Source organism: Sorangium sp. So ce381 (assembly GCF_051473845.1).
Taxonomy (GTDB): domain Bacteria; phylum Myxococcota_A; class Polyangia; order Polyangiales; family Polyangiaceae; genus Sorangium; species Sorangium atrum.
Genome location: NZ_CP150336.1, coordinates 12,177,646 through 12,201,339, shown reverse-complemented (window position 1 = coordinate 12,201,339; position 23,694 = coordinate 12,177,646). Strand labels below are relative to the sequence as shown.

The 23,694-nt window shown below is 70.2% G+C and carries 18 protein-coding genes; 13 read left to right on the top strand and 5 right to left on the bottom strand.

Translation table 11 applies throughout. The annotated features are described in order from the left end of the window. Positions 1-34 precede the first annotated feature (34 nt). On the bottom strand, positions 35-1,576 hold the full coding sequence (locus tag WMF29_RS45730; RefSeq protein ID WP_437326319.1) for an aminopeptidase P family protein: 1,542 nt from the start codon (positions 1,574-1,576) through the stop codon (positions 35-37). A 97-nt stretch (positions 1,577-1,673) separates the two neighbouring features. After that, complete coding sequence (locus tag WMF29_RS45725; RefSeq protein ID WP_437326318.1) at positions 1,674-2,414, bottom strand: SDR family oxidoreductase; 741 nt, start codon at positions 2,412-2,414, stop codon at positions 1,674-1,676. A 105-nt stretch (positions 2,415-2,519) separates the two neighbouring features. On the opposite strand from WMF29_RS45725, the gene WMF29_RS45720 reads away from it, so the two are divergent. Then, positions 2,520-3,368 carry a hypothetical protein gene (locus WMF29_RS45720; protein WP_437326317.1) on the top strand — a complete coding sequence of 283 codons (849 nt, stop codon included), beginning with the start codon at positions 2,520-2,522 and terminating at the stop codon, positions 3,366-3,368. A 51-nt stretch (positions 3,369-3,419) separates the two neighbouring features. Here WMF29_RS45720 and WMF29_RS45715 read toward each other — a convergent pair whose 3' ends face one another. The 3 genes from WMF29_RS45715 to WMF29_RS45705 form a co-directional block, all read right to left on the bottom strand. Beyond that, positions 3,420-3,965, bottom strand: a complete 546-nt coding sequence (locus tag WMF29_RS45715) for an HdeD family acid-resistance protein (protein WP_437326316.1) — start codon at positions 3,963-3,965, stop codon at positions 3,420-3,422. 250 nt (positions 3,966-4,215) lie between these two features. Next, positions 4,216-5,562, bottom strand: a complete 1,347-nt coding sequence (locus WMF29_RS45710) for a DUF1552 domain-containing protein (RefSeq protein ID WP_437326315.1) — start codon at positions 5,560-5,562, stop codon at positions 4,216-4,218. Positions 5,563-5,605: 43 nt separating this feature from the next. Beyond that, positions 5,606-7,306 (bottom strand): DUF1592 domain-containing protein, encoded by a 1,701-nt coding sequence (locus WMF29_RS45705; RefSeq protein ID WP_437326314.1) that lies wholly within the window; start codon positions 7,304-7,306, stop codon positions 5,606-5,608. 737 nt (positions 7,307-8,043) lie between these two features. Here WMF29_RS45705 and WMF29_RS45700 point away from each other — a divergent pair. The 12 genes from WMF29_RS45700 (at position 8,044) to WMF29_RS45645 (ending at position 23,689) form a co-directional block, all read left to right on the top strand. Next, entirely contained in the window at positions 8,044-10,290 is a 2,247-nt protein-coding gene (locus tag WMF29_RS45700; protein ID WP_437331241.1) for a bifunctional salicylyl-CoA 5-hydroxylase/oxidoreductase, read from the top strand. A gap of 128 nt (positions 10,291-10,418) precedes the next feature. Continuing rightward, a complete protein-coding gene (locus WMF29_RS45695; RefSeq protein WP_437326313.1) occupies positions 10,419-11,270 on the top strand; it encodes a helix-turn-helix domain-containing protein in 852 nt (283 codons plus the stop codon). Between the two features lie 90 nt (positions 11,271-11,360). Next, complete coding sequence (locus tag WMF29_RS45690; RefSeq protein WP_437326312.1) at positions 11,361-12,605, top strand: MFS transporter; 1,245 nt, start codon at positions 11,361-11,363, stop codon at positions 12,603-12,605. 124 nt (positions 12,606-12,729) lie between these two features. Continuing rightward, on the top strand, positions 12,730-13,449 hold the full coding sequence (locus WMF29_RS45685) for a MerR family transcriptional regulator (protein ID WP_437326311.1): 720 nt from the start codon (positions 12,730-12,732) through the stop codon (positions 13,447-13,449). Between the two features lie 346 nt (positions 13,450-13,795). After that, positions 13,796-14,809, top strand: a complete 1,014-nt coding sequence (locus tag WMF29_RS45680) for a YihY/virulence factor BrkB family protein (RefSeq protein ID WP_437326310.1) — start codon at positions 13,796-13,798, stop codon at positions 14,807-14,809. 63 nt (positions 14,810-14,872) lie between these two features. Beyond that, positions 14,873-15,211, top strand: a complete 339-nt coding sequence (locus WMF29_RS45675) for a hypothetical protein (RefSeq protein ID WP_437326309.1) — start codon at positions 14,873-14,875, stop codon at positions 15,209-15,211. A 95-nt stretch (positions 15,212-15,306) separates the two neighbouring features. Then, on the top strand, positions 15,307-16,257 hold the full coding sequence (locus tag WMF29_RS45670; protein ID WP_437326308.1) for a diacylglycerol/lipid kinase family protein: 951 nt from the start codon (positions 15,307-15,309) through the stop codon (positions 16,255-16,257). A 79-nt stretch (positions 16,258-16,336) separates the two neighbouring features. Beyond that, entirely contained in the window at positions 16,337-17,518 is a 1,182-nt protein-coding gene (locus tag WMF29_RS45665; RefSeq protein WP_437326307.1) for an AAA family ATPase, read from the top strand. Continuing rightward, positions 17,515-18,216, top strand: coding sequence for a hypothetical protein (locus tag WMF29_RS45660; protein ID WP_437326306.1), 702 nt, complete (start codon positions 17,515-17,517; stop codon positions 18,214-18,216). The genes WMF29_RS45665 and WMF29_RS45660 overlap by 4 nt, the downstream gene beginning before the upstream one ends. A 157-nt stretch (positions 18,217-18,373) precedes the next feature. Then, entirely contained in the window at positions 18,374-19,684 is a 1,311-nt protein-coding gene (locus tag WMF29_RS45655; RefSeq protein WP_437326305.1) for a ketopantoate reductase family protein, read from the top strand. Positions 19,685-19,910: 226 nt separating this feature from the next. Next, positions 19,911-21,860 carry a hypothetical protein gene (locus WMF29_RS45650; RefSeq protein WP_437326304.1) on the top strand — a complete coding sequence of 650 codons (1,950 nt, stop codon included), beginning with the start codon at positions 19,911-19,913 and terminating at the stop codon, positions 21,858-21,860. Between the two features lie 2 nt (positions 21,861-21,862). After that, positions 21,863-23,689, top strand: a complete 1,827-nt coding sequence (locus tag WMF29_RS45645) for an acetyltransferase (RefSeq protein WP_437326303.1) — start codon at positions 21,863-21,865, stop codon at positions 23,687-23,689. Positions 23,690-23,694: the final 5 nt, after the last annotated feature.

The window sequence follows — 23,694 nt, the reverse complement described above, 5'->3', positions numbered from 1 at the left end:
AGGCGCGCCGAGGAGAGACGGGCGCGGACGCCGCTCACCCGGGCGTCTTGGCCCAGAGTCCCGCCATCCACGCTTCCACGTCGCTCACGGACCTCGGGATATCGCTCGACAGGTTCCGATACCCCGTCTCCGTGACGAGGATGTCGTCCTCGATGCGCACCCCGATGCCGCGGTACCTGGCCGGCACGGTCTCGTCATCGAGCTGGAAATACAGCCCTGGCTCGACCGTGAGCACCATGCCCGGCTTGAGCTTGCCGAACTTGTAGACCTGCTGCCGCGCCTGCGCGCAGTCGTGCACGTCGAGGCCCAGCATGTGGCTGACGTTGTGGAGCGAATACCGCCGGTAGAGCTGCCTGTCGTCCTTGAGCGCCTCCTCGGCGGAGACGTGGAGGATGCCGAGCCGCTCGAGCCCTCGGGCGAGCACCCGCATCGCCGCCCGGTTCGGCTCCATGAAGTCGTTGCCCGGCTTCACCTCGCCGATCGCCGCCTCCTGCGCCTCGAGCACGAGCTCGTAGATCTCGCGCTGCTCCCTGGAGAACTTCCCGTTGATCGGCAGGGTCCGGGTGATGTCGGCCGTGTAGAGCGCGTTGCCCTCGACGCCGGCGTCGACCAGGAGGAGCTTGCCCGGCTCCAGCGCGCCGTCGTTCCTCGTCCAGTGCAGGATGCACGCGTGGTGGCCCGACGCGGCGATCGTCCCGTAACCGACGTCGTTGCCCTCGACCCGGGCGCGCAGGTTGAACGTGCCCTCGACCTCTCGCTCGCTCCGCGCGCGGGGGAGCGCGCGGATGACGTCCTCGAAGCCCCGCTTCGTCGACGCGACGACCGCCTCGAGCTCCTGCACCTCGAGGGCGTCCTTGAGGAGGCGCATCTCCGAGAGCGCCTCGCCGAGCTGCTTGTCGCGATCGTGCCGGGCGAGGAGCTTGTCGACGCGCTCGGACATGCCGCGGAGCACCCGGTGGGGGCGCGTCACCGTGCCGACGAGGCCGCTCAGGTACGCGTCCAGCTCGGGGAGCCCGCGGCACTCGTCGACGCCGAAATGCGCGCGGCTCTGCTCGACGCCGAGGCGGGGGCCGACCCAGAGCTCGCCCTTCGCGCGATCGGTGAAGAACGTCTTGTCGCTGCGCCCGGGGTTCGGCTCGACGAAGAGGATGTCCCGGTGCCCGCCCCCCTCCTGCGGCTGCAGCACGAGCACGCAGTCAGGCTCGAGGTTGCCCGTCAGGTAGAAGAAGTCCGAGCCAGGGCGGAAGCGGTAGTGCGTGTCGTTGGCGCGCACCTTCTCGTGCCCGGTCGGGATGATGAGCGTCTCCGCCGGAAAGAGCTTCGACAGGGCGCGGCGGCGGGCAGCGAACACCTCCGCGTGCGCGATCGCCCGCGGGAGCTCGCCGGACGCCGGCGCCCAGCGCTCCAGCATGAACGCGATCAGCGCCTCCGGCAGCGTCGAGTCGTGGCTCGCCGGCTTGGCCTCGGCGCCGGGAGCCGCGGCCGCGGGCGCCTCGGCCGGGCCGCCCTCGGCGGGCGCGCTGTGGGCAGGATCTGCCTGGAGGGGGGCGGCGCTGGTCTCGGGCGGTTGGCTCATCAGGCTCGAACTATGGGTCGATCAGGTGAGGTCGTTCAAGCCAAAGCGCGCGCCCGTTCACGCTGGGGCGGATCCACCCGCGCGGCGAGGCGGCGCGTCACGCGACCGAGGCGCCGCCGTCGACCGCGAGGATCTGGCCGGTGATGAAGTCGTTTTCAGCAAGGAACACCACGGCGCGGGCGACGTCTTCCGCCTCGCCGATGCGCTGGAGCGGGATGCGCTCGCGTAGGCGAGCGAGCGTGGCCTCGTCGTAGGAGGACGGCGGCAGCACCGTCCCGGGTGCCACGCCGTTCACGCGCACCTCCGGCGCCAGCCCCACGGCGAGGCCGCGGACCAGGTGCGCGAGCGCGGCCTTCGACACCGAATAGGGAATGTAATTCTTCCAGGGCCGCTCGGCGCTGATACAGACCATCGCGACGACGCTGCCGCGGCAGGCGCGGAGCGCGGGGGCGAGCTCGAGCGTGAGCAGGTACGGCGCGGTCGCGTTGAGCGCCATGGCGCGATCCCACGCCTCGGCGGAGAGCTCGGCCGGCGGGACCCGATCGAAGTTCGCCGCGTTGTGGACAAGGAGGTCGAGCCGGCCAGACGACCAGTCGAGCACGGCGCGGGCGAGCGCGGCGAGCGCCCCCCGGTCGTGGAGGTCCGCCTGGAATGCGGCGGCGCGGCGGCCGAAGGAGCGCGCCTCGTCGACGATGACGTCCGCGCCGGCGCCGCTCGTGGCGTAGTGGACGGCCAGGTCGGCGCCGGCGGTCGCGAGCGCGCGGGCCGTCGCAGCGCCGAGGCGGGTGCCGGCGCCGGTCACGAGGGCGATACGGCCGGTCAGGGGGGCATGGGGCATGGGGAGCTGTGTAGTCGATGCGGGGCCCCGCGCGTCGAGAGGGCCGACGTCACGCGCCGCCGTTTTTTTCGTCCGCGCCGCGCGCCATGGCACGCTGCTCCGGCTTTGCCGACGCCTCCTACACGCCGAGCAGCCGCACAGGAACGGTCCCTGGAGCCGCCGCGCCGCCTGCGCGCCCTCGCCGCGGCGCTGCTGTGCGCGACCGGATGTACGGAGCGGCTCGAGTCCATCGATCTGCCCAGCATCGGCCTGCCGGGCCTCGATCCGCCCGCCACGAGCGCCCCCGCGGCGCCGGCGAGCGCGGCGCCGCGGGCCCCGAGCGCGCCGCGCGCCGCCGGGTCAGCGAGCGCCGCGCCGCGCGCCGCCGCGCCGGCGACCCGACCCGAGTGCGACGAGCTGCCGTCGGAGGAAGAGGAGCGGCGCGCGCAGCTGCCGCCCCTGACGGCGCTCGGGAAGGCCGTGCCCACGGAGCCGTGGTCCCCGCCGCCGTACGAGGTGCTCCCGGGCGTGACGCTGCCGGCGAAGATCGCCGCGAAGGTCGAGCAGATCGACCAGGGCTACGCGCGACGCACGCGCGAGCACCTCGTGATCACGAGCGGGACACGCGACGCGAACCGCCAGGCCAGGGCGATGTTCACGAAGCTCAGGCTCGGCGAGGACCTCCTCCAGCTCTACCGCAACAAGGCGGCGGTCCAGGAGATCAAGAAGGCTTATCAGGCGAACTCCCGCAAGCCGCCGGAGCAGGTGGTGGCCGCCATGGAGGCCGTCATCCAGGACCAGATCGACCGGGGGATCTACGTCTCCGCGCACCTGCGGAGAGGCGCCGTCGACGTGCGCAACAGGACCATGTCGCCCAAGGAAAAGCGCGCGTTCCTCGAGAGCGCCGCGGAGGTCGGGGGTGTCCTGGTGCTCGAGGAGACGACGCCGGCGCACTACCACCTGCAGATCGATTGACGGGCTCGCTCCGCTCCGTGGCGCGCCGTCTACATGGCGCGCCGCCGGGCGTCACGGCATGCGCATCGGCGCGACCACGCTCGCCACGCGGCGCAGGCGCAGCGAGTGCCCGAGGAGCATCGCTCCCTCGACGATCGCGAACGCTCCGATGAACCAGACGAGCGCCAGCACGCCGGCCGCCGGGAGCGCCACCATGAGCACGCCGAAGATCACGAAGACGGCGCCGCTCAGCCCGAGCCAGACCTCGTTGGCGATCACGTGCCGGAGCTTCACCGCGCTGACGATCTTGAAGATGCCCAGCACGATGGCCCACGCAGCGATCACGCCGTAGAGCGTGAGCGCGGTGATCATGGGCCGCCAGAACGTCAGGACCGCGATCCCGACGCCGAAGATGCCCTCGACCACGGAATACACGCCGCCGCGGCCGCTGAGCGCGGACGCGAACGCGGCGCAGCCGTCGAAGAACGCCCACACGCCGAACAGCAGCACGAGCGTGGCGAGCGATGGGAGCGGCCACAGGAAGAACAGGAACCCGAAGAGGATCCCGACCACGCCCCTCAGGGCCAGCAGCCACCAGTACCGTCCCAGCGATTCCATGCCTCACCCCTCCTCTGGCATCCACGTCGCTCACATCCGGCGGACGCGCGCGGCCTGAGCGCACGGCGCGTCCGCCGCTCACGCGCGGAGAGCTGTGCCGCTCATGCCCGCACGGCGTCCATGGCCCGGGCTGGATGCACGTCCCCTGCCCGACCGTGGCGGGCGAGCTGCTCAGCAGCCTCGGGCAAGCGAGCCCTTCGAAGGTCGATCGCTGGTAGGTGTCACGCGCAGGCCTCGCGGCGCGCGAGGCTCACAGGCCGGCGATAGGCCCGCTCGCCGGGTCGCCGTACTCCGACAGCTCGACGCCGAAGTAGTTGATGATGGAGCAATGGAGCGCGCCGGTCGGCGGCTTGTTGGCCTTGACGGCGCGGCCTGTCTGGAACCCCCCCACGTGCCCGGCGAGCAGGATGGGCATGTTGGTCCGACCGTGGGAGTCCCCGTCGCCGTTCTCTGACGTGTAGAGCACGAGCGACTCGTCGAGCAGGTTGCCCGTCGCCGTCTGGGCGGCCTTCATCGCGTTGAGCAGGTAGGCGAAGCGGCGCACCTTGAACCGCGACGTCTGGACGACGCGCGCGTTCGCGATGCGCATCGCCTCCGCCTGCGGCAGCCCGTCGAGATCGGTCGCGCGGTCGCGATCGCCGAGCTTGTGCGAGATGAAGTGATCGCTCCAGTCCCCCACGCCGTCGGGCAGATCGTACCCGGCGAAGTCGAGGCCCCAGCTGTTCGAGTACTGCAGGACGAGCACCCGCGTCAGGTCGCAGGTGAGCGCGAGGAGCCCGAGATCGATCATCTGCTTGAACTTGCCGTGCAAGTTCTGCCCCTTCGTGGGCGCGCCGGGGACGGTGCAGCCCGACTGCGTCGTGGACTGGATCTGCTTCTCCAGCTCGAACACCGACTCGAGGTGCTGCTCCACGCGCGCCCGATCCGCCGCGCCGAGGCGCAGGTTCAGGCGCCTCGCGTCCTCTCGCACCCAGTCGAGGACGCTGGCGCGGCGCCGCCGGATGTCGTCCATCTCCTCGCTGGGGTTACCCAGGTTGCTGAAGAGCGTGTCGAACACCTTCGCCGGATCGCGGAACGCATCCTCGACCTGACCGCCGTCCCTGAACGAGATGAAGCCCTGCGTGACCGCCGTGTCGCCCGTGGGGGACAGGTTGAGGTTGCGGAACGGGGTCTCGGCCGCGATGTGGTTGGCGAGGTACTGGTCGAGCGTGGCCTTGCGCGGGACGGCCGTCCCGCCGCCGTCGGTGTGGGCGCACAGCGCCATGGCCGGGCTGTGAATGTCGGAGCAGATCCCCTGGTGGTCGACGCCGGACACCATGGTGACGTCGCGCCAGATCGCGTCTCCCGCCGGCCACTCGCGCTCGGCGTCGAAGCCGTTCATGTCCACGAGACAGGGCGGCAGCCCCTCCGCCGAGAGCGGCCCCTCCGTCTTCGGGTGCCACGCCCCGGGATCCGTGCCGTTCGGGACGAAGAACGCCACGAAGCGCTTCGGATCCGCCGGCGCGGCGCTGGCGCGCTGGGGCCGCATCACGTCGAGGAACGGCAGGGCGACCGCGACGCCCGCCCCGCGGAGCAGAGCTCTTCTCGAGATCTTCACTGGCGACACTCCTCTTCCGTCGGTCGAACCGTGTGCGAGCACATCACTCTGGCGCCCTCCGCAGCCGGAACTCCGGCGAGCGCACGATGGCGGTCAGGAAGGAGCGGAACCTGTTGCCGTCCTGCGTGAAGCTCCCCGCGGAGCCGTCGATCGCGCAGCGGTCCTCGGCCGCCGGCTCGCGCCCCTGGGTGTAGATGAACAGCTTCTCCGCGACGCAGGCGGCCAGATCGGGGCTCCGCCGCAGCTCCGCCGCCAGGGCAGCGAGCGAGTCGAACGACTCGTTGGCAGCGCCCTCCAGGCGCGGCTCCAGCCCGAACTCGTCGATACCGATGCTCCCATCGTACTTCCCCAGCTTGTCGTACTGGGCGAAGCCGACGCCGATGGGATCAATGAGCGAATGGCAGCCAGCGCACCCTTCCTGGGTGTTGCGCTTCTGGAGGACCTCGAGATACGTCAGGCCGGAGAGCTCGCTCTCCAGCTGCTCGAGGAGCCCCGCGGGGATCGAGATCTTCTCGCAGAGGAAGGCCGCCCGGAGCCACTGGCCGCGCACGGCGATGAGATCGCCGTCGTTCTTGGCGCTGATGAGGCTCGCGTGCGTGAGAAGCCCCGTGTTCGCCCGGTGGTGGCCGGCCGGGAACTCCACGCGGCTCACGCCGTCTCCCGATACCTCGAGGCCGTAGAACTTGCCGAGCGCCGGGGTGACATACGTGTGGTTCGCGGTGAGCGCGTCGAAGAAGTCGACGTCAGGCGTGAACGCGTGCTCGCCGAGGACGAGCTCGCTCTCGGCGATCATGTCCTCGAGCAGCGCGGGCGTGAACGACGCGTCCGGGTTGACCGGCGCGCGGAGCTGCTCGAAGGTCAGCCACTGCTTGAAGAAGGCGTTGAAGAAGACCTGAGTCCGCTCGTCCTCGACCATCTCCTCCGCGACCGCGCGGAGGCCCGCTTCGCTGTCGAGCTCGCCGGATTCGGCCCGCTCGAGCAGCGCTGCGCTCGGGGACCGGCCCCACAGCGTGAACGACAGCCGCGACGCGAGCTCGAGCGGCGTCAAGGTCGACGTCTGCGAGCCGGCCGAGCCGACCTCGATCCTGAAAAGGAAGCTGGGCGAGGTCAGCAGCGCCTCGATGACGAAGCGGAACGCGTCCTCCCTGTCCCGCGCGACCTCGCTCGCCCGCGCCACCAGATCGCTCGCCTCCTCGGCCGAGAGCGGCCTTCGATACGCCAGCTTGCCGAAGCGCTGCACGAAGCGCTCGAGGCAATCGTCGGCCTCCGGCTCGCAGCCGAGCACCGATGTCCGGCGCGCCTCGTCCGCCATGAGCTCCTGCCCAAGGGTCTCCGCGATGGCCAGGTAGGCGCGCAGGTGCTGATCCGACACGTTCTGGAGGGCGGCGATCGTCCGGAAGCCACCCTGGCCTGTGTCTTCCGGGATGCTGTCCACGGCGGGCGGCTCGTCGAGCTGGAACAGATCCTGAAGGGTCAGCTGGACCTCGACCTTGGACAGACGGCGCAGCACGCTGGGGCTCGTCCGGGCCTCGCTGCAGTCGTAGGCGGCCGGCTTCCCGGTGGTCGGGTCGATGGGCCTGTCGTCGTCGGTGGAGCTGCCCGGGCTCCCATCGTCATCGCCGAGCTGCCCGGTGCAGGCAGCCGCCGTCAGGCCGACGAGCCCCATCGCGAGCATGCCCGCCGCGATGGAACGGCGGAGGAACGGTACCGATCGATCGGTGTCGGGCGGCGCTGTCTTGCTCATGGAGTGACCAGCCGTTCGGGTGGAATTCACCTGGCGCATCCCGAGACGTGTCCCGGCGATGGGCCGCATCGTGGCTAAGGAGAATATTTGAAGCAGAGCGGTACGTGCGCCCCGGCGTCACCTCGGGGCTCGGTCTACATTCCCGACGATCGCTCTTCTGATCAACGCCTACCCTACTTACGCCCGCCGACCAACCCCGTTCGTCGGTCGCCCGGAGGCGCTCCTTCAGAGGCATTCAGGGCGGCAGAAGCATCCCTCGAATTTTCCGGAGAAATTGAACAGGGAGGCGGGGAGATGGGGAGAAGAATCCCACCGATCTCCCTCCCCATCTCCCCGTCTCCCTGTTCAATTTTCCGCCCCCGAATAGCAATCCATGAACGGGATTGTCAGGTCAGGCAGACCGGTCTGCTCCAGCGCACCGACATTCGCGCTCTGGTCGTCGAGCTCGACACCGATGCTCGTGGCGCTCTGGGAGCCTCCATGAAGAAATCGTGTGTGGTGATCGCCTCTGACGACTGCGTCGCCGGCTGCCTGTGCGAGCCGGGTGATGATGCGGACTGCCGCGCTCGATCGCGCGGCGCTGCGAACCAGCTCTTGCGAGTCCCGGAAATCCCGTTCTTCGATCCTGTCCGCGCTTGATTTCCACCGGAGCGGCGCTGTACCTCGGGGTTCTCGTGTAGGCTCCGGCGCGGGCGCAGACGCGGGAGCGGAGGAGCAGGGCGGTGAGGATCACATGCGTGGGCGGCGGGCCGGCAGGCCTCTATTTCGCCCTCCTGGCGAAGCAGGCAGACCCCCGGCGAGAGGTCGTCGTGGTGGAGCGGAATCGGCCCGACGACACCTTCGGCTTCGGGGTCGTGTTCTCGGACGCGACGCTCGATGGCCTCGCCGACGCGGATCGCCCGAGCTACGACGCGATCCGGAGCAGCCTCGCCCACTGGGACGAGCTCCACGCGCACTTCGGCGGCCGTGTCCTCGTCTCGAGGGGGCACGGCTTCAGCGGCCTCTCGCGCCGGAAGCTGCTCGCGATCCTGGGGGACCGGGCGCGGGAGCTCGGCGTCGTCCTGCGCTTCGAGGAGGAGGTGACCGACCCGGCGGAGGCCGTCGCCGAGAGCGACCTCGTTGTCGCGGCCGACGGGGTGAACAGCCAGATCCGGGAGCGATTCGCCGATCGGTTCGGGCCGCGCATCGACGTCCGCCCGAACCGGTTCGTGTGGCTCGGCACGACGTTCCCGTTCGACGCGTTCACCTTCTACTTCGAGGAGAACCGCCACGGCCTCTTCCGGGTCCACGCGTACCGCTACGAGCCGGAGCGCTCGACCTTCATCGTCGAGTGCCGGGAGGAGACGTTCCGGCGCGCGGGCCTCGATCGCGCCAGCGAGGACGAGACGATCGCGTACTTCGAGGAGCTCTTCGCCGAGAAGCTCCAGGGACACCGGCTGCTGAAGAACCGGAGCGTCTGGCGGAGCTTCCCCACGGTGCACAACGAGCGGTGGAGCGCGGGCAACGTGGTGCTGCTCGGGGACGCCGCGCACACGGCGCACTTCTCGATCGGCTCGGGGACGAAGCTCGCGCTCGAGGACGCGATCGCGCTCGTCGACAGCCTCCAGCGGCACCCGGGCGTGCCGGAGGCGCTCGCCGCCTACGAGGCGGAGCGCAAGCCCAAGGTGCTCGCGCTCCAGCGGGCCGCGCAGGTGAGCCTCCTGTGGTTCGAGAACACCGAGCGCTACATGGCGCTCGACCCGGTGGAGTTCATGTTCAGCCTGCTGACGCGGAGCCTGCGGGTGACGCACGAGGGCCTGAAGGCGCGCGACCCGGCGTTCGTGCGCGAGATCGACGCGCACGTGGCGCGCAAGGCGGAGGCGCAGGCGGGGGCGCGCCTCCTCGACGGAAATGGGGCGCCTCCGCCGCCGATGTTCACGCCGTTCCGGCTGCGATCGCTCGTGCTGGAGAACCGGGTCGTCGTGTCGCCCATGTGCCAGTACTCGGCCGCGGACGGGCGGATCGACGACTGGCACCTCGTCCACCTCGGCAGCCGGGCGCTCGGAGGGGCAGGGCTCGTCATCACGGAGATGACCGATGTCAGCGCCGAAGCGCGCATCACGCCGGGCTGCGCGGGGCTCTATCGCGCCGACCATGTCGAGGGGTGGCGGCGCGTCGTCGATTTCGTCCACGCGCGCTCCCGGGCCAAGATCGGCGTCCAGCTGGCCCACGCCGGGCGCAAGGGCGCGACGAAGCTGCTCTGGGAGGGCATGGATGTGCCGCTCGATCGCGGCGCCTGGCCGCTGCTCAGCGCCTCCGCCATCCCCTACCTCGCGGAGAGCCAGGTCCCGAAGGCGATGGATCGCGGGGACATGGACCAGGTGACCTCGGACTTCGTGCAGGCGGCGAGGCGGGCGGACGAGGCCGGGTTCGACCTTATCGAGCTGCACTGCGCGCACGGCTACCTGCTCGCGAGCTTCATCTCGCCGCTCACGAACAGGCGCGACGACGCGTACGGCGGTCCCATCGAGAACCGGATGCGCTACCCGCTGGAGGTGTTCGACGCGGTGCGGGCCGCGTGGCCGGCGGACAAGCCCATGAGCGTGCGCATCTCCGCCACCGACTGGGCGCCGGGCGGGCTCACGACCGACGATCTGATCGTGCTCTCGACGATGCTGCGAGAGCACGGCGCCGACATCATCCACGTCTCGGCGGGACAGACGGACCCGTGCAGCAAACCGGAGCACGGCAGGCTGTTCCAGACGCCGCTCTCGGAGCTCGTGCGGCTTTCGGCCGACGTGCCGACGATCGCGGTGGGCAACATCCAGAGCTACGCGGACGTGAACAGCATCATCGCGGCCGGGAGAGCCGACCTGTGCGCGCTCGCGCGGGCGCACCTCTACGACCCGTACTGGACCCGGCACGCCGCCGCGGAGCAGGGCTTCGACATCGACTGGCCACCTCAGTACAGGTCGGTCGAGAGATACACGCTCCGCATGCGGTGACCTGGCCAGGGCGGCGGCAGCGATGCCGCGCCGACCGGTCGGAGCGCAGCGCCCCGCGCCGGCGGTTCTCCGGTCCCGCCGCAGCGCTTGCGCTCCACGTCTCCGTCTCGCAAAGTCACGAGACCTGGATGACGTCAGAGGACGTCCGCTACCGCGAGCATGCGCCACACCCGCTTTTGCGCGGTGCGGTGCAGAGTTATTCCTCTTACGAGGAGCTACATACGGTGAGCACGGAGGAGCACTTCCTCCTGCCGGACGCCAACATCGACCTCGTCTTCAACTGCGGCGATGCGCGCCTCGAGGGGCGCGATGGACGCCTGCGTCCCTTGCCGCCCGTCTTCGTCATCGGCGCGCGGGACGAATCCACCCGGATGGTGTCCCGGGGCCTGTCGCGCGTGCTCGGCGTCCGGTTTCACCCGTGGCACGCCCTCTCCTTGCTCGAGCACGAGGCCGACGTGCGCGGATGCTGCACGATCGTGGGATCGGGTCTGCATGCGCTCTCCCAGCGTGTCGGCCCGCTCCTCGAGAGCGGCGACCACGACGCCGCGCTCCGGCTGGTCGAAGGGTGGCTGCTCGCGCGGCGCCGCGTGGCCCGCCGGGCCGAGGCCACGGTGGAGGCGGCGGGCCTCGAGCTGTACGCGAGCAACGGGGGCGCGCGCGTCGGCGCGCTCGCCGAGCGGCTCGGGCTGTCGGTCCGACAGCTCGAGCGGCAGTTCAAGCGCGCGGCTGGCCTGTCCCCCAAGGTGCTCGCGCGGCTCATCCGCTTCTCCCGCGCCACCGAGCGCCTCGAGCTCGACCCGGGCGTGAGCCTCACGGCGCTCGCCTTCGAGCTCGGCTATGCGGATCAGGCGCACTTCATCCGGGAGTTCCGCGCCTTCACGAGCATGAGCCCCGGCGCGTACGCCGGCGAGGTGCGGCGCCGCTGGCCGCGCGACGGCGGCGGGCGAGGCGCCCCTCGAGGGGAAGACTCGCGCGCTTGACCTGACCTGCGCATCACCAGCGCGCAGCGCGCAGCGCGCCATGTCGCGTTTGTTCAATCGGAGGCGGCGCGGGGTCGTCACGGTGGCCGCATGACGAGCACCGTCCACCGCCATCCCGGCGCGGGTCTGCGCCCCGGGGCGCTCTTCTTCCTTCAAGCCACGGCTTTCCTGAGCGCGGTCGGCACCGGGCTGGTCGCCCCGGTGATCCCCTTCCTCGCTGCACGGTTCGACGGCGATCCTGCCCATGTGGCTTCGGCGGTTGGCCTGCTGAGCGCGTCCTATTCGCTCTGCGCCTTCTTCTCCGCGCCGGCGCTCGGCGCGCTGAGCGACGCGATCGGCCGCCGCCCGGTGCTCCTGCTCAGCCTCGTGGGCTCCGCGGCCGGCCATGCGTTGTTCGGCTTCGCCGACGCCCTTCCGCTCCTGTTCCTCGGGCGTGTGATCGACGGCATCACGGCGGGCAACGTGGCCACGCTGTTCGCGTACCTGGGCGACGCGTCGCCGGTCGAGCAGCGCGCGCGGTACTTCGGGCGGGTGGGCGCGATGTTCGGCGCGGGATTGATCGCCGGCCCGGCGCTCGGCGGTCTGGCCCTGAAGCTCGGCCTGAGCGCGCCGTTCTTCCTGGCGGCCATTCTCACCGCCTTGAACGCCGCAGGGAGCTACGTGTTCCTCACGGAGAGCCTCGACCCCGAGCACCGGGCCCGCGCGGTGCCGTGGCGAAGGCTCAACCCCTTCTCTCAGCTCGCCGGTCTGCTCCGCCTGGAGCACCTCCGTCCGCTCCTGGCTGTGGGCGTGCTCTTCACGGCGGCCGTCGTCGCCCTCCAGGCGACGTTCGCGCTCCTGGCCAAGGACCGGCTCGGATGGGGCGCCGACGCGGTGAGCTTCACCGTCATCGCGGTCGGCGTCACGGACGTGTGCGTCCAGGGGATCTTGCTGGAGCGCCTCGCAAAGCGCCTCGGGGATTCACGCGTGCTGGCGCTGGGCCTCGCCCTCGTCGGCCTTGCCCTCGTGACCATGGCGCTCGTCGCCACCCTGCCCGCGGAGCCGGCGTTCATCGCGGCCATCGTGGCCTTCGCGGGCGGCGAGGGCCTGATCACCACGTCCTTCTCCGCTCTCCTGTCGCGCCTCGCCGGGCCTGCCGCGCAGGGGCAGGCGCAGGGTGGCAACCAGGCGCTCCAGGAGCTTGCCTACGTGATCGTTCCGCTCGTCGCCACCCAGCTTTACGCGCGGGCCGGCACGGGCGCGCCGTTCTGGGCCGCGGCGATCGCCGCGGCGCTCGCTGGCATGCTCCTCAGGACGCGCGTCGTCGAGGCCCCCACCGCCGGCGGCGAGGAGTGACCTGTCCGGGGCGCGCGTGGGCAATGGAAAAAAGTTGAGGGCAGGCCTTGATCCTCACGCTACGTGAGGACCTAGCCTCCGGGGCATGGACGTCCTCACCCGCCCTGGAAACAGGGGTAGCGCCATGCGTTCAGCACCGTTGAAAGTCGGCGATCTCGCCCGGCAGACCGGCCTCTCCGTCCGCACGCTCCACTATTACGAGGAGATCGGCCTGCTCGCCCCGTCGCATCGCACCGCGTCGGGGCACCGGATGTACTCGGCGGGCGACGTCGCCAGGCTCCAGCAGATCAAGTCGTTGCGCGAGCTCGGCTTCAGCCTGGAGCAGATCGCCGCGTGCCTGGACCAGCCGGGGTTCTCTCCGCTCCAGACCGTCGAGCTCCACCTGTCGCGGCTGCGCGAGCAGATCGCGCTGGAGCAGCGGCTCTGCGCGCGGCTCGAGGGCCTGGCCCACGTCCTGCGGTCGGGAGAGGACGTCTCTGTGGAGCAGCTCCTTCAAACCATCGAGGTGATGACCATGATCGAGAAATACTACACTCCAGAGCAGCTCGAGGAGCTCAAGCAGCGCGCGGACGCGATGGGCCCCGAGAAGATGCGTGAGGCCGAGTCGGCGTGGAAGCAGATCTACGACGACCTGCGGGCGGAGATGCAGAAGGGCTCCGACCCGAAGAGCGAGCCGGTGCAGCAGATCGTGAAGCGCATGCGGGAGCTCATCGACGCGTTCACGGGGAAGAACCCCGGGATCGAGCGATCGCTCAACACGATGTACCGGCAGGAGCCCTCGGTGAGGACGCAGCACGGGATGGATCCGGAGCTGCACGAGTTCATCGGCAAGGCGATGAGCTAGCTCGCGGCGCAGGCAGTCCGCCGGCGGAGCGCCCGGCCGCACGGAGCGGAGCGCCCGCGCCGCCGGCGCCGGAGGCCACGCGCGAGCGCCCGGCCAGGTGGCCTCGGGCGCTCGCGCCGTGGCCGTTCTGCCATGTGGGGCAATTCGCGCCATGCGCAGCGGTGGAGCCGCCGCTGCGCTCGGCCGCGGCCCAGCGCGGGAGATCGCCGACCCCTCCGGCCAGCTGCGACCGCGACTGGCCTGGCACTCGCGTTGCTTTTATTTCATGGACAGCGGACGGCGCCTCCGGCGCGGGCCGCCCCAGGCCAATCCAGCAGCGCTCCATGCACCCCAGCGAGGGCCCATCATGCACCTGCCCGGAAGAGAGATCCCCTGGAAGGTTTTCCTGCACGAGATCTCGCAGGAGTTCGTCAAGGACAAGATCGACACCGTCGCTGCTGGACTGGCGTTCTTCGGTGTCCTCTCGATGTTCCCGTTCCTGCTCTTCGCGGTCGCCCTCGCCGGCCTGGTCATCGATCCTGCCGATTCCGCGCGGCTGATGAGCGAATTGTACCAGGTGGCCCCGCCTGCCGTGGCCACCATCCTGGGCGAGCGCCTTCAGGCGCTCACTGGAGGCCAGAGCCCGGCGCTCCTGACCGTCGGCGCCCTCGGCGCGGTCTGGGCCGCGTCGGGAGGCGTCACCGCGCTGATGGAGGCGCTCAACTCCGCGTACGGCGTCGAGGAAAGCCGGTCGTACCTCAAGCGCCGCGGCATCGCCCTGCTTGTCACCATCGGCGGCGCCGTCCTGCTGACGGTCGCCTCGGCGATCGCGGTCGCCACGCCAGCGCTCGCCGCGCACCTCGGCCCCTTCGCGACGCTCGTCCTCTGGCTGCGCATCCCGGTGTCGGCGCTCATCGTCATGGCGGTCCTGGCGACCCTTTATTACTTGCTCCCCGACGTCGAGCAGAAGTTCAAGTTCATCACCCCGGGGTCGGTCGTGGCGGTCGTGATCTGGGTCATCGCGTCGCTCGGCTTCTCCTTTTATGTCAGCCGGTTCGGCAGCTACGAGGTGAGCTACGGCGCGCTGGGCGGCGTCATCATCCTCCTCCTCTGGATGTGGATCTCCTCGATGGCGGTGCTCCTCGGGGCCGAGATCAACGCCATCATCGAGCACCGCTCGCCCGAGGGGAAGCGCACGGGCGCCAAGGACGCCAGCGATACGGGGGCGGATCTGCCCAAGACCGCGAAGGAAGAGGCGCAGGGCGCCGCGGTCACGACGGGCGCCGCGCACGCTTCGCGCGACGAGAGCTCGGGCGGCGACGCGGCGCTCCCCCACCCCGTCGGCGCGCGCCGCTCGGAGCTCCATCGAGGGAGGGCATAGGCGACGCCCCTTCACCGTTGAGCCCCGCGCAGCGGGCCTGTCTCTGCCACCGGAGCCACCTTCATGCCAACTCGACACCTCCCCTCCTCATCATCGCTGCTCGTGCTGCTCGGCTCGCTCGCCACGGGTTGCCGCGGCGCCCCGAGCGGCGCGCCCGCGGCAGCTCCGCCGGCCGACAGCCCGAGGGGCGCGGAGACGGGGAGCGTGCGGGGTCTGGAGGGCGAGCCGACCGGCGCCGGCGGCGCGCCGGGCGCGAGCAGCCCGCAAGGCTGCGGGACCGACAGCCCGATGCTCAAGTACGTCGGGCAGAGCCACGACGAGTGCGCCCGGATCCGCTTCGTGTGCGAGCCCGGCTGGAGCTACTTCAGCGACGACTGCGGCTGCGGCTGCACGAAGCAGTGAGACCGCCGCCGAGCGCGCCGAGGCGTCGGCCCGCGGGGCTCGCGACAAAAACACCTCGCCCTGGGCGGCCTGCGGCATCTAGCATCGGTGCTCGCATGCGCCCCCTCCTCATCGTGAATCCCCGGTCCAGCGGCGGAAAGACGGGCAGGCTCTTCGACGAGATGCTGACGCCCATCCGCCGCATCCTCGGCGACGTCGACATCGTGCGCACGGATCGCCCGCGCCACGCCGCCGATCTCTCGCGCGAAGCCGCGCTCGGCGGGCGCGAGACCGTCGTGGCGGTCGGCGGGGACGGCAGCATCAGCGAGGTGGTGAACGGGCTCATGCAGGCGAGGGACCGGGGCGCCAGCGGCACGCGGCTCGGGATCATCGGCGCGGGCACCGGCAGCGATCTCTGCAAGACGCTGAAGCTCACCCGCCGGCTCGACAGCTTTTGCACCGCGATCGCGAGCGGCCACACACGCCGGCTCGACGTGGGCCGCCTCTCGTACGAGACGCGCGACGGCCGGCGGGCCGATGCGTTCTTCGTCAACGTCCTCTCCGCGGGCATGAGCGGCGTCGTTGTCTCGCTGGTCAACGAGTCGTCGCGGGTGCTCGGCAACACGCTCGCCTACACGATAGCCTCGCTCCAGGGCCTCGTCCGCAGCCGCGTCGGCCGGGTGCGCTGCGTGACGACGCTGCGCGGGGAGCGTCGCGAAGAGGAGATCTCGACGCGCATGGTGGGGATCTGCAACGGCCGCTTCTTCGGCGCGGGCATGCAGCTCGCGCCGATGGCGAAGCTCGACGACGGCGTGTTCGACGTCATCGACCTGGGCGCCGCGCCCCACCTCCGCTTCGCGGCCGTGTCGACCGGCATGTACACGGGCTCGCACATCCGCCACCGGGACGTGCGCCACTTCCAGTGCGATAGCATCGAGCTCACCCTCCTGAACCGCGACGTCGAGCAGTCGTTCTTCCTCGACGTGGACGGCGAGCCGCTCGGGAAGCTGCCGATCAAGGTCACGCTGGAGCCGAAGGCGATCGAGGTGCTGGCGCCGGCGGATTGAGGCGGACCGCGAGGGGAGGCGCTGCGGTCGAGCCGGCAGGGCTAGCCGGAATGGGGCAGGCGCGTAGACTGGCCGCCGTATGAGGATCCTGACCGTCGAGTTTCAGAGCGCTGGGCGTGGCTGGACGCTCGAGCCGATGGCGCTCGATGCGTTCAACCTGCTGGTCGGCGTGTCCGGGGCGGGCAAGACGCGGATTGTGCGGGCGATCGAGCAGGTCCGCGCCGTCGCGCTCGGAGAGAAGGAAGAAGATGAGCTGATCGATGCGATCCGCGGGGCCAGCTTCGCGATCGGCTTCGAGCACGAAGGGCTCACGTACCGCTGGGAAGCCGAGCTGGAGCCGCGCGTCGGGCGAGGGGCAGAAGAGCACGGCGCGCTGCACGCTGAGGAGCCGCCCCTCATCCGGACCGAGCGCGTCCTCGAGGGGGACCGGGCCATCGTGGAACGCTCGCCTGAGCGCTTCCTTCTGAACGGCCATGCACTCCCGAAGCTGGACCGGGCGCAGAGTGCGATTGGCGTCCTCAAGGAAGACCCGCAGATGGCTCCGCTTTACAAGGCCTTTTCGCGCTGCATTCCTCGTTCAGCGCTCGAAACATTGCCGAGCCACGGACTTACGACGGAGACTCACTTCGAGAAGCGGCGGGGCAACTACCAATCCGCGGCAGATATTGGTGCGGACTTCACACTGCCGCTGCACCACAAGGCCGAGCTTCTCCAGGAGGTGTTTCCAGAGGCGTTCGCCGAGATAGAGGACGCGTTCCGGGAAGCGTTTCCCACGGTCGAGAAGCTCAAGGTTCAGCGCTATTACCCTTTGGGAGCTACGGCGAGCATGGAGTTAGGGGGTAGCTACAACCTCGCGCTCACGGCAGCCGAGTCGGGCGTCGCCAGCTGGATCTTCTTTTGCGACATGTCCTCTGGCATGCAACGTTACCTCTCCTTCCTTATCCACCTCTCGTTCGCTCCGCCAGGCACGGTGGTGCTCATCGACGAGCTGGAGTCGAGCCTCGGCGTCAACTGCCTGCCCGCAGTAACGCGCTTCCTCCTGAGCCGGGCGCCGTACCTCCAGCTCGTCCTGACCAGCCACCACCCCTACATCATCGAGCAAATCCCGCCAAGACACTGGAAGATCGTCACCCGAAAGGGCAGCCGCGTCCGGGTGCTCGACGCCGACAAGATCCCGGCGATGGCGCAGGATCGCTCGCACCTCGACCGCTTCACGCGACTCATCAACCTCCCGGAGTACGAGCACGGAGTCCAGGGATGAACCTCGTCCTCCTCGTGGAGGGTGCCGAGACCGAGCCGAGGGTCTACGAGGCATGGCTGCGACACCGGCTCCCCGCGCTGCATCGCGTGCCCAACGTGGCCGACCTGATCGCCGACGGCAACGTCCTCGTGAGCGGCAAGGGCTATCCATCGTGCTATCGCAGGATCGCCGGCCTCCTCCAGGACATCGAATCCAACCCCGGTCGCGTGCAGGAATTCTGGATCTGCATCGACTCGGACGAGGACACGTACGAAGCCCGCTACGCCGAGGTCCACCGCACCGTGCAGGCCGAGCTCCAGGGCGCCCGCATGGCGAGGACCAATCCGTCTCTAGAGATTCGCATCATCATCCAGCACTGCTGCATCGAGCCCTGGTTCCTGGGGCACGACGGCTTCCTCCGCGCCGGCCCGCAGTCACCCCAGCTGGTCGATTTCAAGCGCTTCTACGACGTGAGCGCGGACGATCCCGAGCGGATGGGGACCTATCCCGGCTACGCCACGCGCGCCAGCTTCCACCTGGCGTATCTCAAGGCCATGCTCATCGAGCGTAGCCATCGGTACACGAAGCAGCGCCCGGGCGTGGTGATCGACCCGTCGTACTTCGAGGCGCTGCGGGCGCGGTGCGCGCGCACGGGGCACCTCCAGAGCTTCCGGCAACTGCTATCCGCCTTCGAGGCAGCTGGGGACGTGGCGCTGTAACGCCCGCGCGGGCCCCCCGCGAACCACGGCCGCATCGCCCGCTGCTCACACATGACGCGCTGCGGAAGCCACCGTGGTTTCCGATACCCCTGTCCCCTTGTGCCGCTCCCCCTCGAGCCCGTCGAGCCCGCGCCGCAGCGGTGGTAAGGGATCTCTCATGAGCTTCATCGATTCACCTGCCGAGCTTGCCCCGGGCACCTCCGTGGCCCCCGCTTCCTCCGCCCCCCGGCTGCTCGTCGTCGGCTGCGGCGGGATCGGCGGCATCGTCGCCGCGTACCTGTTCGAGCAGGGCCACGACGTCACCGCCTTCACGACGAACCCGCTCATCGCGGACGCCATCAACGCCGGCGGCTTCCGGGTGCGCGGCGAGGCGAGCCCTGGCACCATCGGCGGCCGCGCGGTGCGGGAGCTCGGCCCGGATACCCGCCCGTTCGACTACATCCTCCTGGCGACGCAGCCGCCGCAGGTCGAGGAGGCTGCGCGGAACGCGGTCGCGCACCTCGCCCCGACGGGCGCGATGATCTGCCTTCAGAACGGCCTCTGCGAGGAGCGCATCGCGCGCATCGCCGGCCCGGAGCGCACCTTCGGGGCGATCGTCGCGTGGGGCGCCTCGATGGTGGAGCCCGGCGTGTACGACCGCACCTCGAGCGGCGGCTTCGTCCTCGGCCGGCTCGACGGCGCGAGCGACCCCCGCCTCGACGAGCTCGCGCGCATCCTCGAGGCGATCGGACCGACGACCGTGACGGACAACCTCGCCGGCGCGCGCTGGTCGAAGCTCGCCATCAACTGCGCCATCTCGTCGCTCGGCACCGTGGGCGGCGATCGCCTCGGCGCGCTGCTCAGGCACCGCTTCGTCCGCCGCCTCGCGCTGGAGATCATGACCGAGACCGTGCAGGTCTCGCGCGCGATCGGCGTGCGCCTCGAGAAGGTCGCAGGGACGCTCGACCTCGACTGGATCGCGCTCACGGACGCCGAGCGCTCCGCCGTGGGCTCGCCGGGGCTCTTCGCGAAGCACGCGCTGCTCCTCGCGGTGGGCGCGCGCTTCCGCCGGATGCGCTCCTCGATGCTCGCGGCCATCGAGCGAGGCCGCCCGCCGGCGGTCGACTTCCTGAACGGCGAGGTCATCGAGCGCGGCGCGGCGCTCGGCATCGCGACGCCGATCAACGCCGCGATCCGCGAGGAGGTGCTCGCGATCGCGGCGGGCAAGCGCAAGCCGAGCCTCACGCAGCTGCGCGCGTTCTTCGACCGGACGCGCGAGCTCGTGGGCGCGCCGTCGTCCATCCGGCCCCCGCCGCCGGCGACGCCGGCCGAGCCGCCCGTGGCCGCGCCGCCGGCAGCCCCGCCGGTTGAGCCGCCCGTGGGCCCAGCGCATGAGCCGCCCGCGACCGCGACGAGCGCCCAGGCGGACGCGTCGGGCGAGCCGTCCATGCCAGCAGCGAACGTCCAGAGCGATCTCGGAAGCGCGTAGACCGCGCGCCGAGCAGCTCGGCGACAGAAAACCGACAAGCAACCGACAGGCAGGCGAGCGGACGAAGGACACCGACACGTGTCCTGGCCTTCCTGGCGTCGTCGCGGATCGAGCTCGCCGCGCCGTCGCGGCGCGAACTCTTTGTCGCGCCGTGGCGTCGAAGTTCGGTAGCATCGGGCGTCTCTTCCTGCGGATCCTGAGAGATCCCTCGACGAGGAACCCTCGCATGACGCACTTCTCGCTCGCCCTCTCCTCCCGGCGCGGCGCCTCGCTCCGCGGCGCTTCCCTCGTGCTGCTCGCCGCGCTCGCCGCGTGCGGCGACGACGGAGGAGGCGGCGGCAGCGGGGCCGCGGGCGGCGGCGGCAGCGGCGGCGAGGGCGGCGGGGGCGGCGGCGCGGTCATCGCAGAACCGAACAGGTTCCGCCTGCGCATCGACGACGCCGAGGTCCCGTCGGTCGTGCTGGAGCTCGACAAGCAGAAGGCGCTCCAGGTCTTCGGCGAGGACGGCGCCAAGCAGATCACGATCCTCGACGTGGACACCACCGGGCTGCTCCGGAACGCGCTCGAGCAGATCCAGAACGCGTGTGGGACCTCGTGGCGGAACGACAGCGCGAACCCCGGCCACAACTGCTCGCTCACCGAGCTCGGCCGGAGCTTCGGGGCCGAGTGGCAGACCTCCCCGGAGTTCGCGCTCGTCCGGCTGCTCAGCATGACGCCCGCCAACGCCAACGTGACGGGGACGTCGCTCGAGGGGCTTCAGGCGATCTTCGAGGAGAATCCGGGCACCTTCGCCTTCGACTTCGCCGACGTCCTCGCCGACAGCATCACCCTCGATCTGGCGGTCCAGCCGGATCCGACGGCCGTGCGCAGCAACCGGACGGCCCCCTTCGTGCCGATACCCAAGCTCATCCTCGCCCTCCAGCAGCAGCTGCTCGGCACGCACCCGGCCATCGCCAGTCCAGATGGCTTGAGGATGCCTGTCAGCCTCTACGAGGCCCTGTTCGATCTCCAGCCGCTGTCCGAGAAGCTCGGACCCAGCGGGGATCATCCAGGCGTGCTCGTACGGGACGATGAGACGTTCACGACGAAGAGCGATGTCCTCCTGCCCGACTTCCAGATGCGTGTCGTCGCCGAGTCGGGCCTGCACAGGGTCTCGGGGGTCGATCTCTCGAAGGGCGGCGGCGACATGTTCCTCCGGGACGGCGACGCGCCGCTCCGGTTCGACTTCAACGACCCGGAGAAGCTCCAGATCAGCGGCATCGCCCCGACACCGACGATCGATATGCGCATCTCGCTGCGCGAGCTGCCCACCAAGGTGAAGGCGTGCATCGAGGCTGACGCGCCAGCCTGCAAGGAGAACCGTCCAGGCATGCCGGTCGGCTCCAACACGGTATGGTCCACCCCTCCATTCATGATGGAGCACATCGTGGGCAAGGCGGCTTACCTCACGTATGGCGAGCGCGTGCCCTTCACAGGGTGCTACTTCCGCCTGAGCGGCACGTGCCGGGTGGGCGTGACCATCGGCCAGAACGGCGACCCGCGCGGCTGGACCGCCTTCACCGACCTGGTTTCCGACCAACCGCCCCCGATACCGCCGTCGCAGTTCTTCTGGGAGCTGCTCACCGAGGTCGGCCAGGTCGCCATCCACGACCCGACCGGCGACGGCAGCCCCGAGATCCAGGAAGGCGCCGCCCAGCCGGTCTTCGCGCTCCACAACGTCGGCATCGGCCTGACCGCCGACGAGATCGTGGCCGAGCTCCGCCCGACCCTGCAGAGCCAGGCCAGCGAGATCGCCGAGATCATCCTGGGCCGTTACTGGGTCAACAACGACGGGCTCGACTTCTTCTACGGCCGCGGCGCGCCCGACGGCGCGCCCACCTTGTTCTTCGTCGCCGAGGACGACCTCCGGCCTTCGGATCAAAGCTCGGAGGCCCCTCGCGCCTACACCTACGAAAGTCCCGGCTTCTTCACGAGCCCGGACCTCAGCGAGGCGAGCAAGGTCTCCAGCAAGGAGCTCGACGGCATCGACGACACGACGCACGAGAAATTCAGGCTGCCGCCGGGCGAGACCACGCTGTACATGAAGGACGACGAGGGCGCCGTCTACGAGGTCCGCTTCTACGTGCCCGAGAGCGACGATCCGGTGGAGATCACCGCCGACGTGGAGAAGCTCTGATCATGGAAGCGCGAGACCGCACCCGCCCCGCCGCCCCCGCCGCTCGCCGGCTCTCCCGGCTCGGTCCCCTGCTCGCCGCCGCGCTCTCCTCTGCGCTGCCCGGCTGCGTCGAGGCCGTCACGGTGGAGCAGGCGCCGCCCCCGCCGGCGCTCGGCGTGAACGAGAGCCGCGCCCTCACGCTCGAGTTCCTGCGGTTCGACGCGAGGCGCTTCGCCAAGACGCTCACGCTCGACGAGCTCAAGGCCATCCCGCGGCCCACCCTCGAGGGGATATGGCTGCTCGATCTCGACATCTCGACGCTCATCGAGAACGCGCTGCTCAAGGTCATGTACATGCCCCCCGCGGAGGTCGCGGCGCTCTCGCCCGCGTCGCGGAACCTCGTCGGGCTCCTGAACATGACGCCGGAGAACGCCGACCTCAGCGGCACGAGCCTCGAGGGCCTGCTCGGGGTCGGCAACGCCGTCGGGCTCTCGACGTCGAAGATCCTCTCGGACCTCACGGGCGCGGCCGGCAACGAGCGGCTCATCCCCGTGCAGATCACCTCGCAGGCCGTCCTGGAGAACCTCGTCAGCACCCACCCGAACACCCAGCACCGGAGAGGGCCGGTCGACGACGAGCACCCGGACGGCGTCTACCCCGTCGCGCCGCACTCCATCCCCGTCACGCTGTACGACGTCGTCACCGATTTCGCGGGCCTCGCCGCGCAGTTCGGTCCGACGCCGCTCGATCCGGACGACCCGGACGGCGCGAAGCACCCCGGCTTCATCAAGGCCGCATCCGGGGTGAAGGCGGCCCTCGACGACTTCACGATGACGGTCCGCGTCGACGTCAACGCCCTGCCGTACAAGGGGGTCGACGCCACGATGGCCGATGTCGCGAGCGTCAACAGCACGCCCGGCCAGATAGACACCCTGTTCGATTTCAGCCAGGAGGACTGGCTCGTTCTGGACAACCTCGCCAGGAACCTGAGCATCGGCGAGCTGACGCTGGCCATCCCCGAGAGCGCGATGCTCCTGCCGGGCGGCACGAGCCGGGAGCCCGCGCCGCGCGGCAACTCGCCCGTGTGGGAACAGCCGCTCTGGGAGTTCGAGCACATCCTCGCCCGCGCGGGTGAGCTCAGGGCGGCCAAGATCAAGGATCACTGCTCGAGCTACGGGCCCGCGGGCACCTCGATGAGCGACTTCGAGGCCGTGAAGGTCTGCATCGACGAGAGCGGATGGACCGAGATCAGCGTCGACGAGAGCGTCATTCTCGAAGACCCGCCTCCGGCGCCGTCCTACTTCTGGGACATCCTCCTGGACGTGGCCCAGGCGCGCCTCCACGACGGCGGGCTCGCCGAGGGGGAGGCCGACCTCGAGGTGACGCTGCGCGACGTGCCGGTCGGCGTGAAGACCGAGGATCTCGTCGCGAGCATCAAGAAGAACCTCGCGAGCGATCCGGCGGTCCTCAAGGACATGGCGCTCGAGCTCAACGACAACGCCGCCGGCGACGCGGACTTCTATCTCTACCAGCCGAGCACCGAGAGCGGCGTCGCCGGCCAGCGGGATTACCTCTACTTCGTCGCGCCCGACGACATCCGCAAGGACGCGGACGGCGTGCGCGTGCGCGACTATGCCTACGAGAGCCCTGGTTTCTTCTCCGACCCCGCGCTCGAGAAGAAGGTGTCGACGACCGAGGAGATCGACGGCGACGCGCTCCACGAGAAGGTGGAGGTCAAGGCAGGAGATACGCTGTACTTCGCGGACGACGAGGGGCACCGCTACGAGATCGAGGTCGGCGACAAGCCGAGCCCCCATCGCCTCTCGCTCACCCTCACCCGGATCCAGTGATCGGC

Bases quoted from the DNA above. Each gene is read 5' to 3' on its own strand.
- WMF29_RS45730 (WP_437326319.1), bottom strand. From the start codon at position 1,576: ATGAGCCAACCGCCCGAGACCAGCGCCGCCCCCCTCCAGGCAGATCCT.
- WMF29_RS45725 (WP_437326318.1), bottom strand. From the start codon at position 2,414: ATGCCCCATGCCCCCCTGACCGGCCGTATCGCCCTCGTGACCGGCGCC.
- WMF29_RS45715 (WP_437326316.1), bottom strand. From the start codon at position 3,965: ATGGAATCGCTGGGACGGTACTGGTGGCTGCTGGCCCTGAGGGGCGTG.
- WMF29_RS45705 (WP_437326314.1), bottom strand. From the start codon at position 7,306: ATGAGCAAGACAGCGCCGCCCGACACCGATCGATCGGTACCGTTCCTC.
- WMF29_RS45695 (WP_437326313.1), top strand. From the start codon at position 10,419: ATGACGTCAGAGGACGTCCGCTACCGCGAGCATGCGCCACACCCGCTT.
- WMF29_RS45690 (WP_437326312.1), top strand. From the start codon at position 11,361: ATGACGAGCACCGTCCACCGCCATCCCGGCGCGGGTCTGCGCCCCGGG.
- WMF29_RS45685 (WP_437326311.1), top strand. From the start codon at position 12,730: ATGCGTTCAGCACCGTTGAAAGTCGGCGATCTCGCCCGGCAGACCGGC.
- WMF29_RS45680 (WP_437326310.1), top strand. From the start codon at position 13,796: ATGCACCTGCCCGGAAGAGAGATCCCCTGGAAGGTTTTCCTGCACGAG.
- WMF29_RS45675 (WP_437326309.1), top strand. From the start codon at position 14,873: ATGCCAACTCGACACCTCCCCTCCTCATCATCGCTGCTCGTGCTGCTC.
- WMF29_RS45670 (WP_437326308.1), top strand. From the start codon at position 15,307: ATGCGCCCCCTCCTCATCGTGAATCCCCGGTCCAGCGGCGGAAAGACG.
- WMF29_RS45665 (WP_437326307.1), top strand. From the start codon at position 16,337: ATGAGGATCCTGACCGTCGAGTTTCAGAGCGCTGGGCGTGGCTGGACG.
- WMF29_RS45660 (WP_437326306.1), top strand. From the start codon at position 17,515: ATGAACCTCGTCCTCCTCGTGGAGGGTGCCGAGACCGAGCCGAGGGTC.
- WMF29_RS45655 (WP_437326305.1), top strand. From the start codon at position 18,374: ATGAGCTTCATCGATTCACCTGCCGAGCTTGCCCCGGGCACCTCCGTG.
- WMF29_RS45650 (WP_437326304.1), top strand. From the start codon at position 19,911: ATGACGCACTTCTCGCTCGCCCTCTCCTCCCGGCGCGGCGCCTCGCTC.
- WMF29_RS45645 (WP_437326303.1), top strand. From the start codon at position 21,863: ATGGAAGCGCGAGACCGCACCCGCCCCGCCGCCCCCGCCGCTCGCCGG.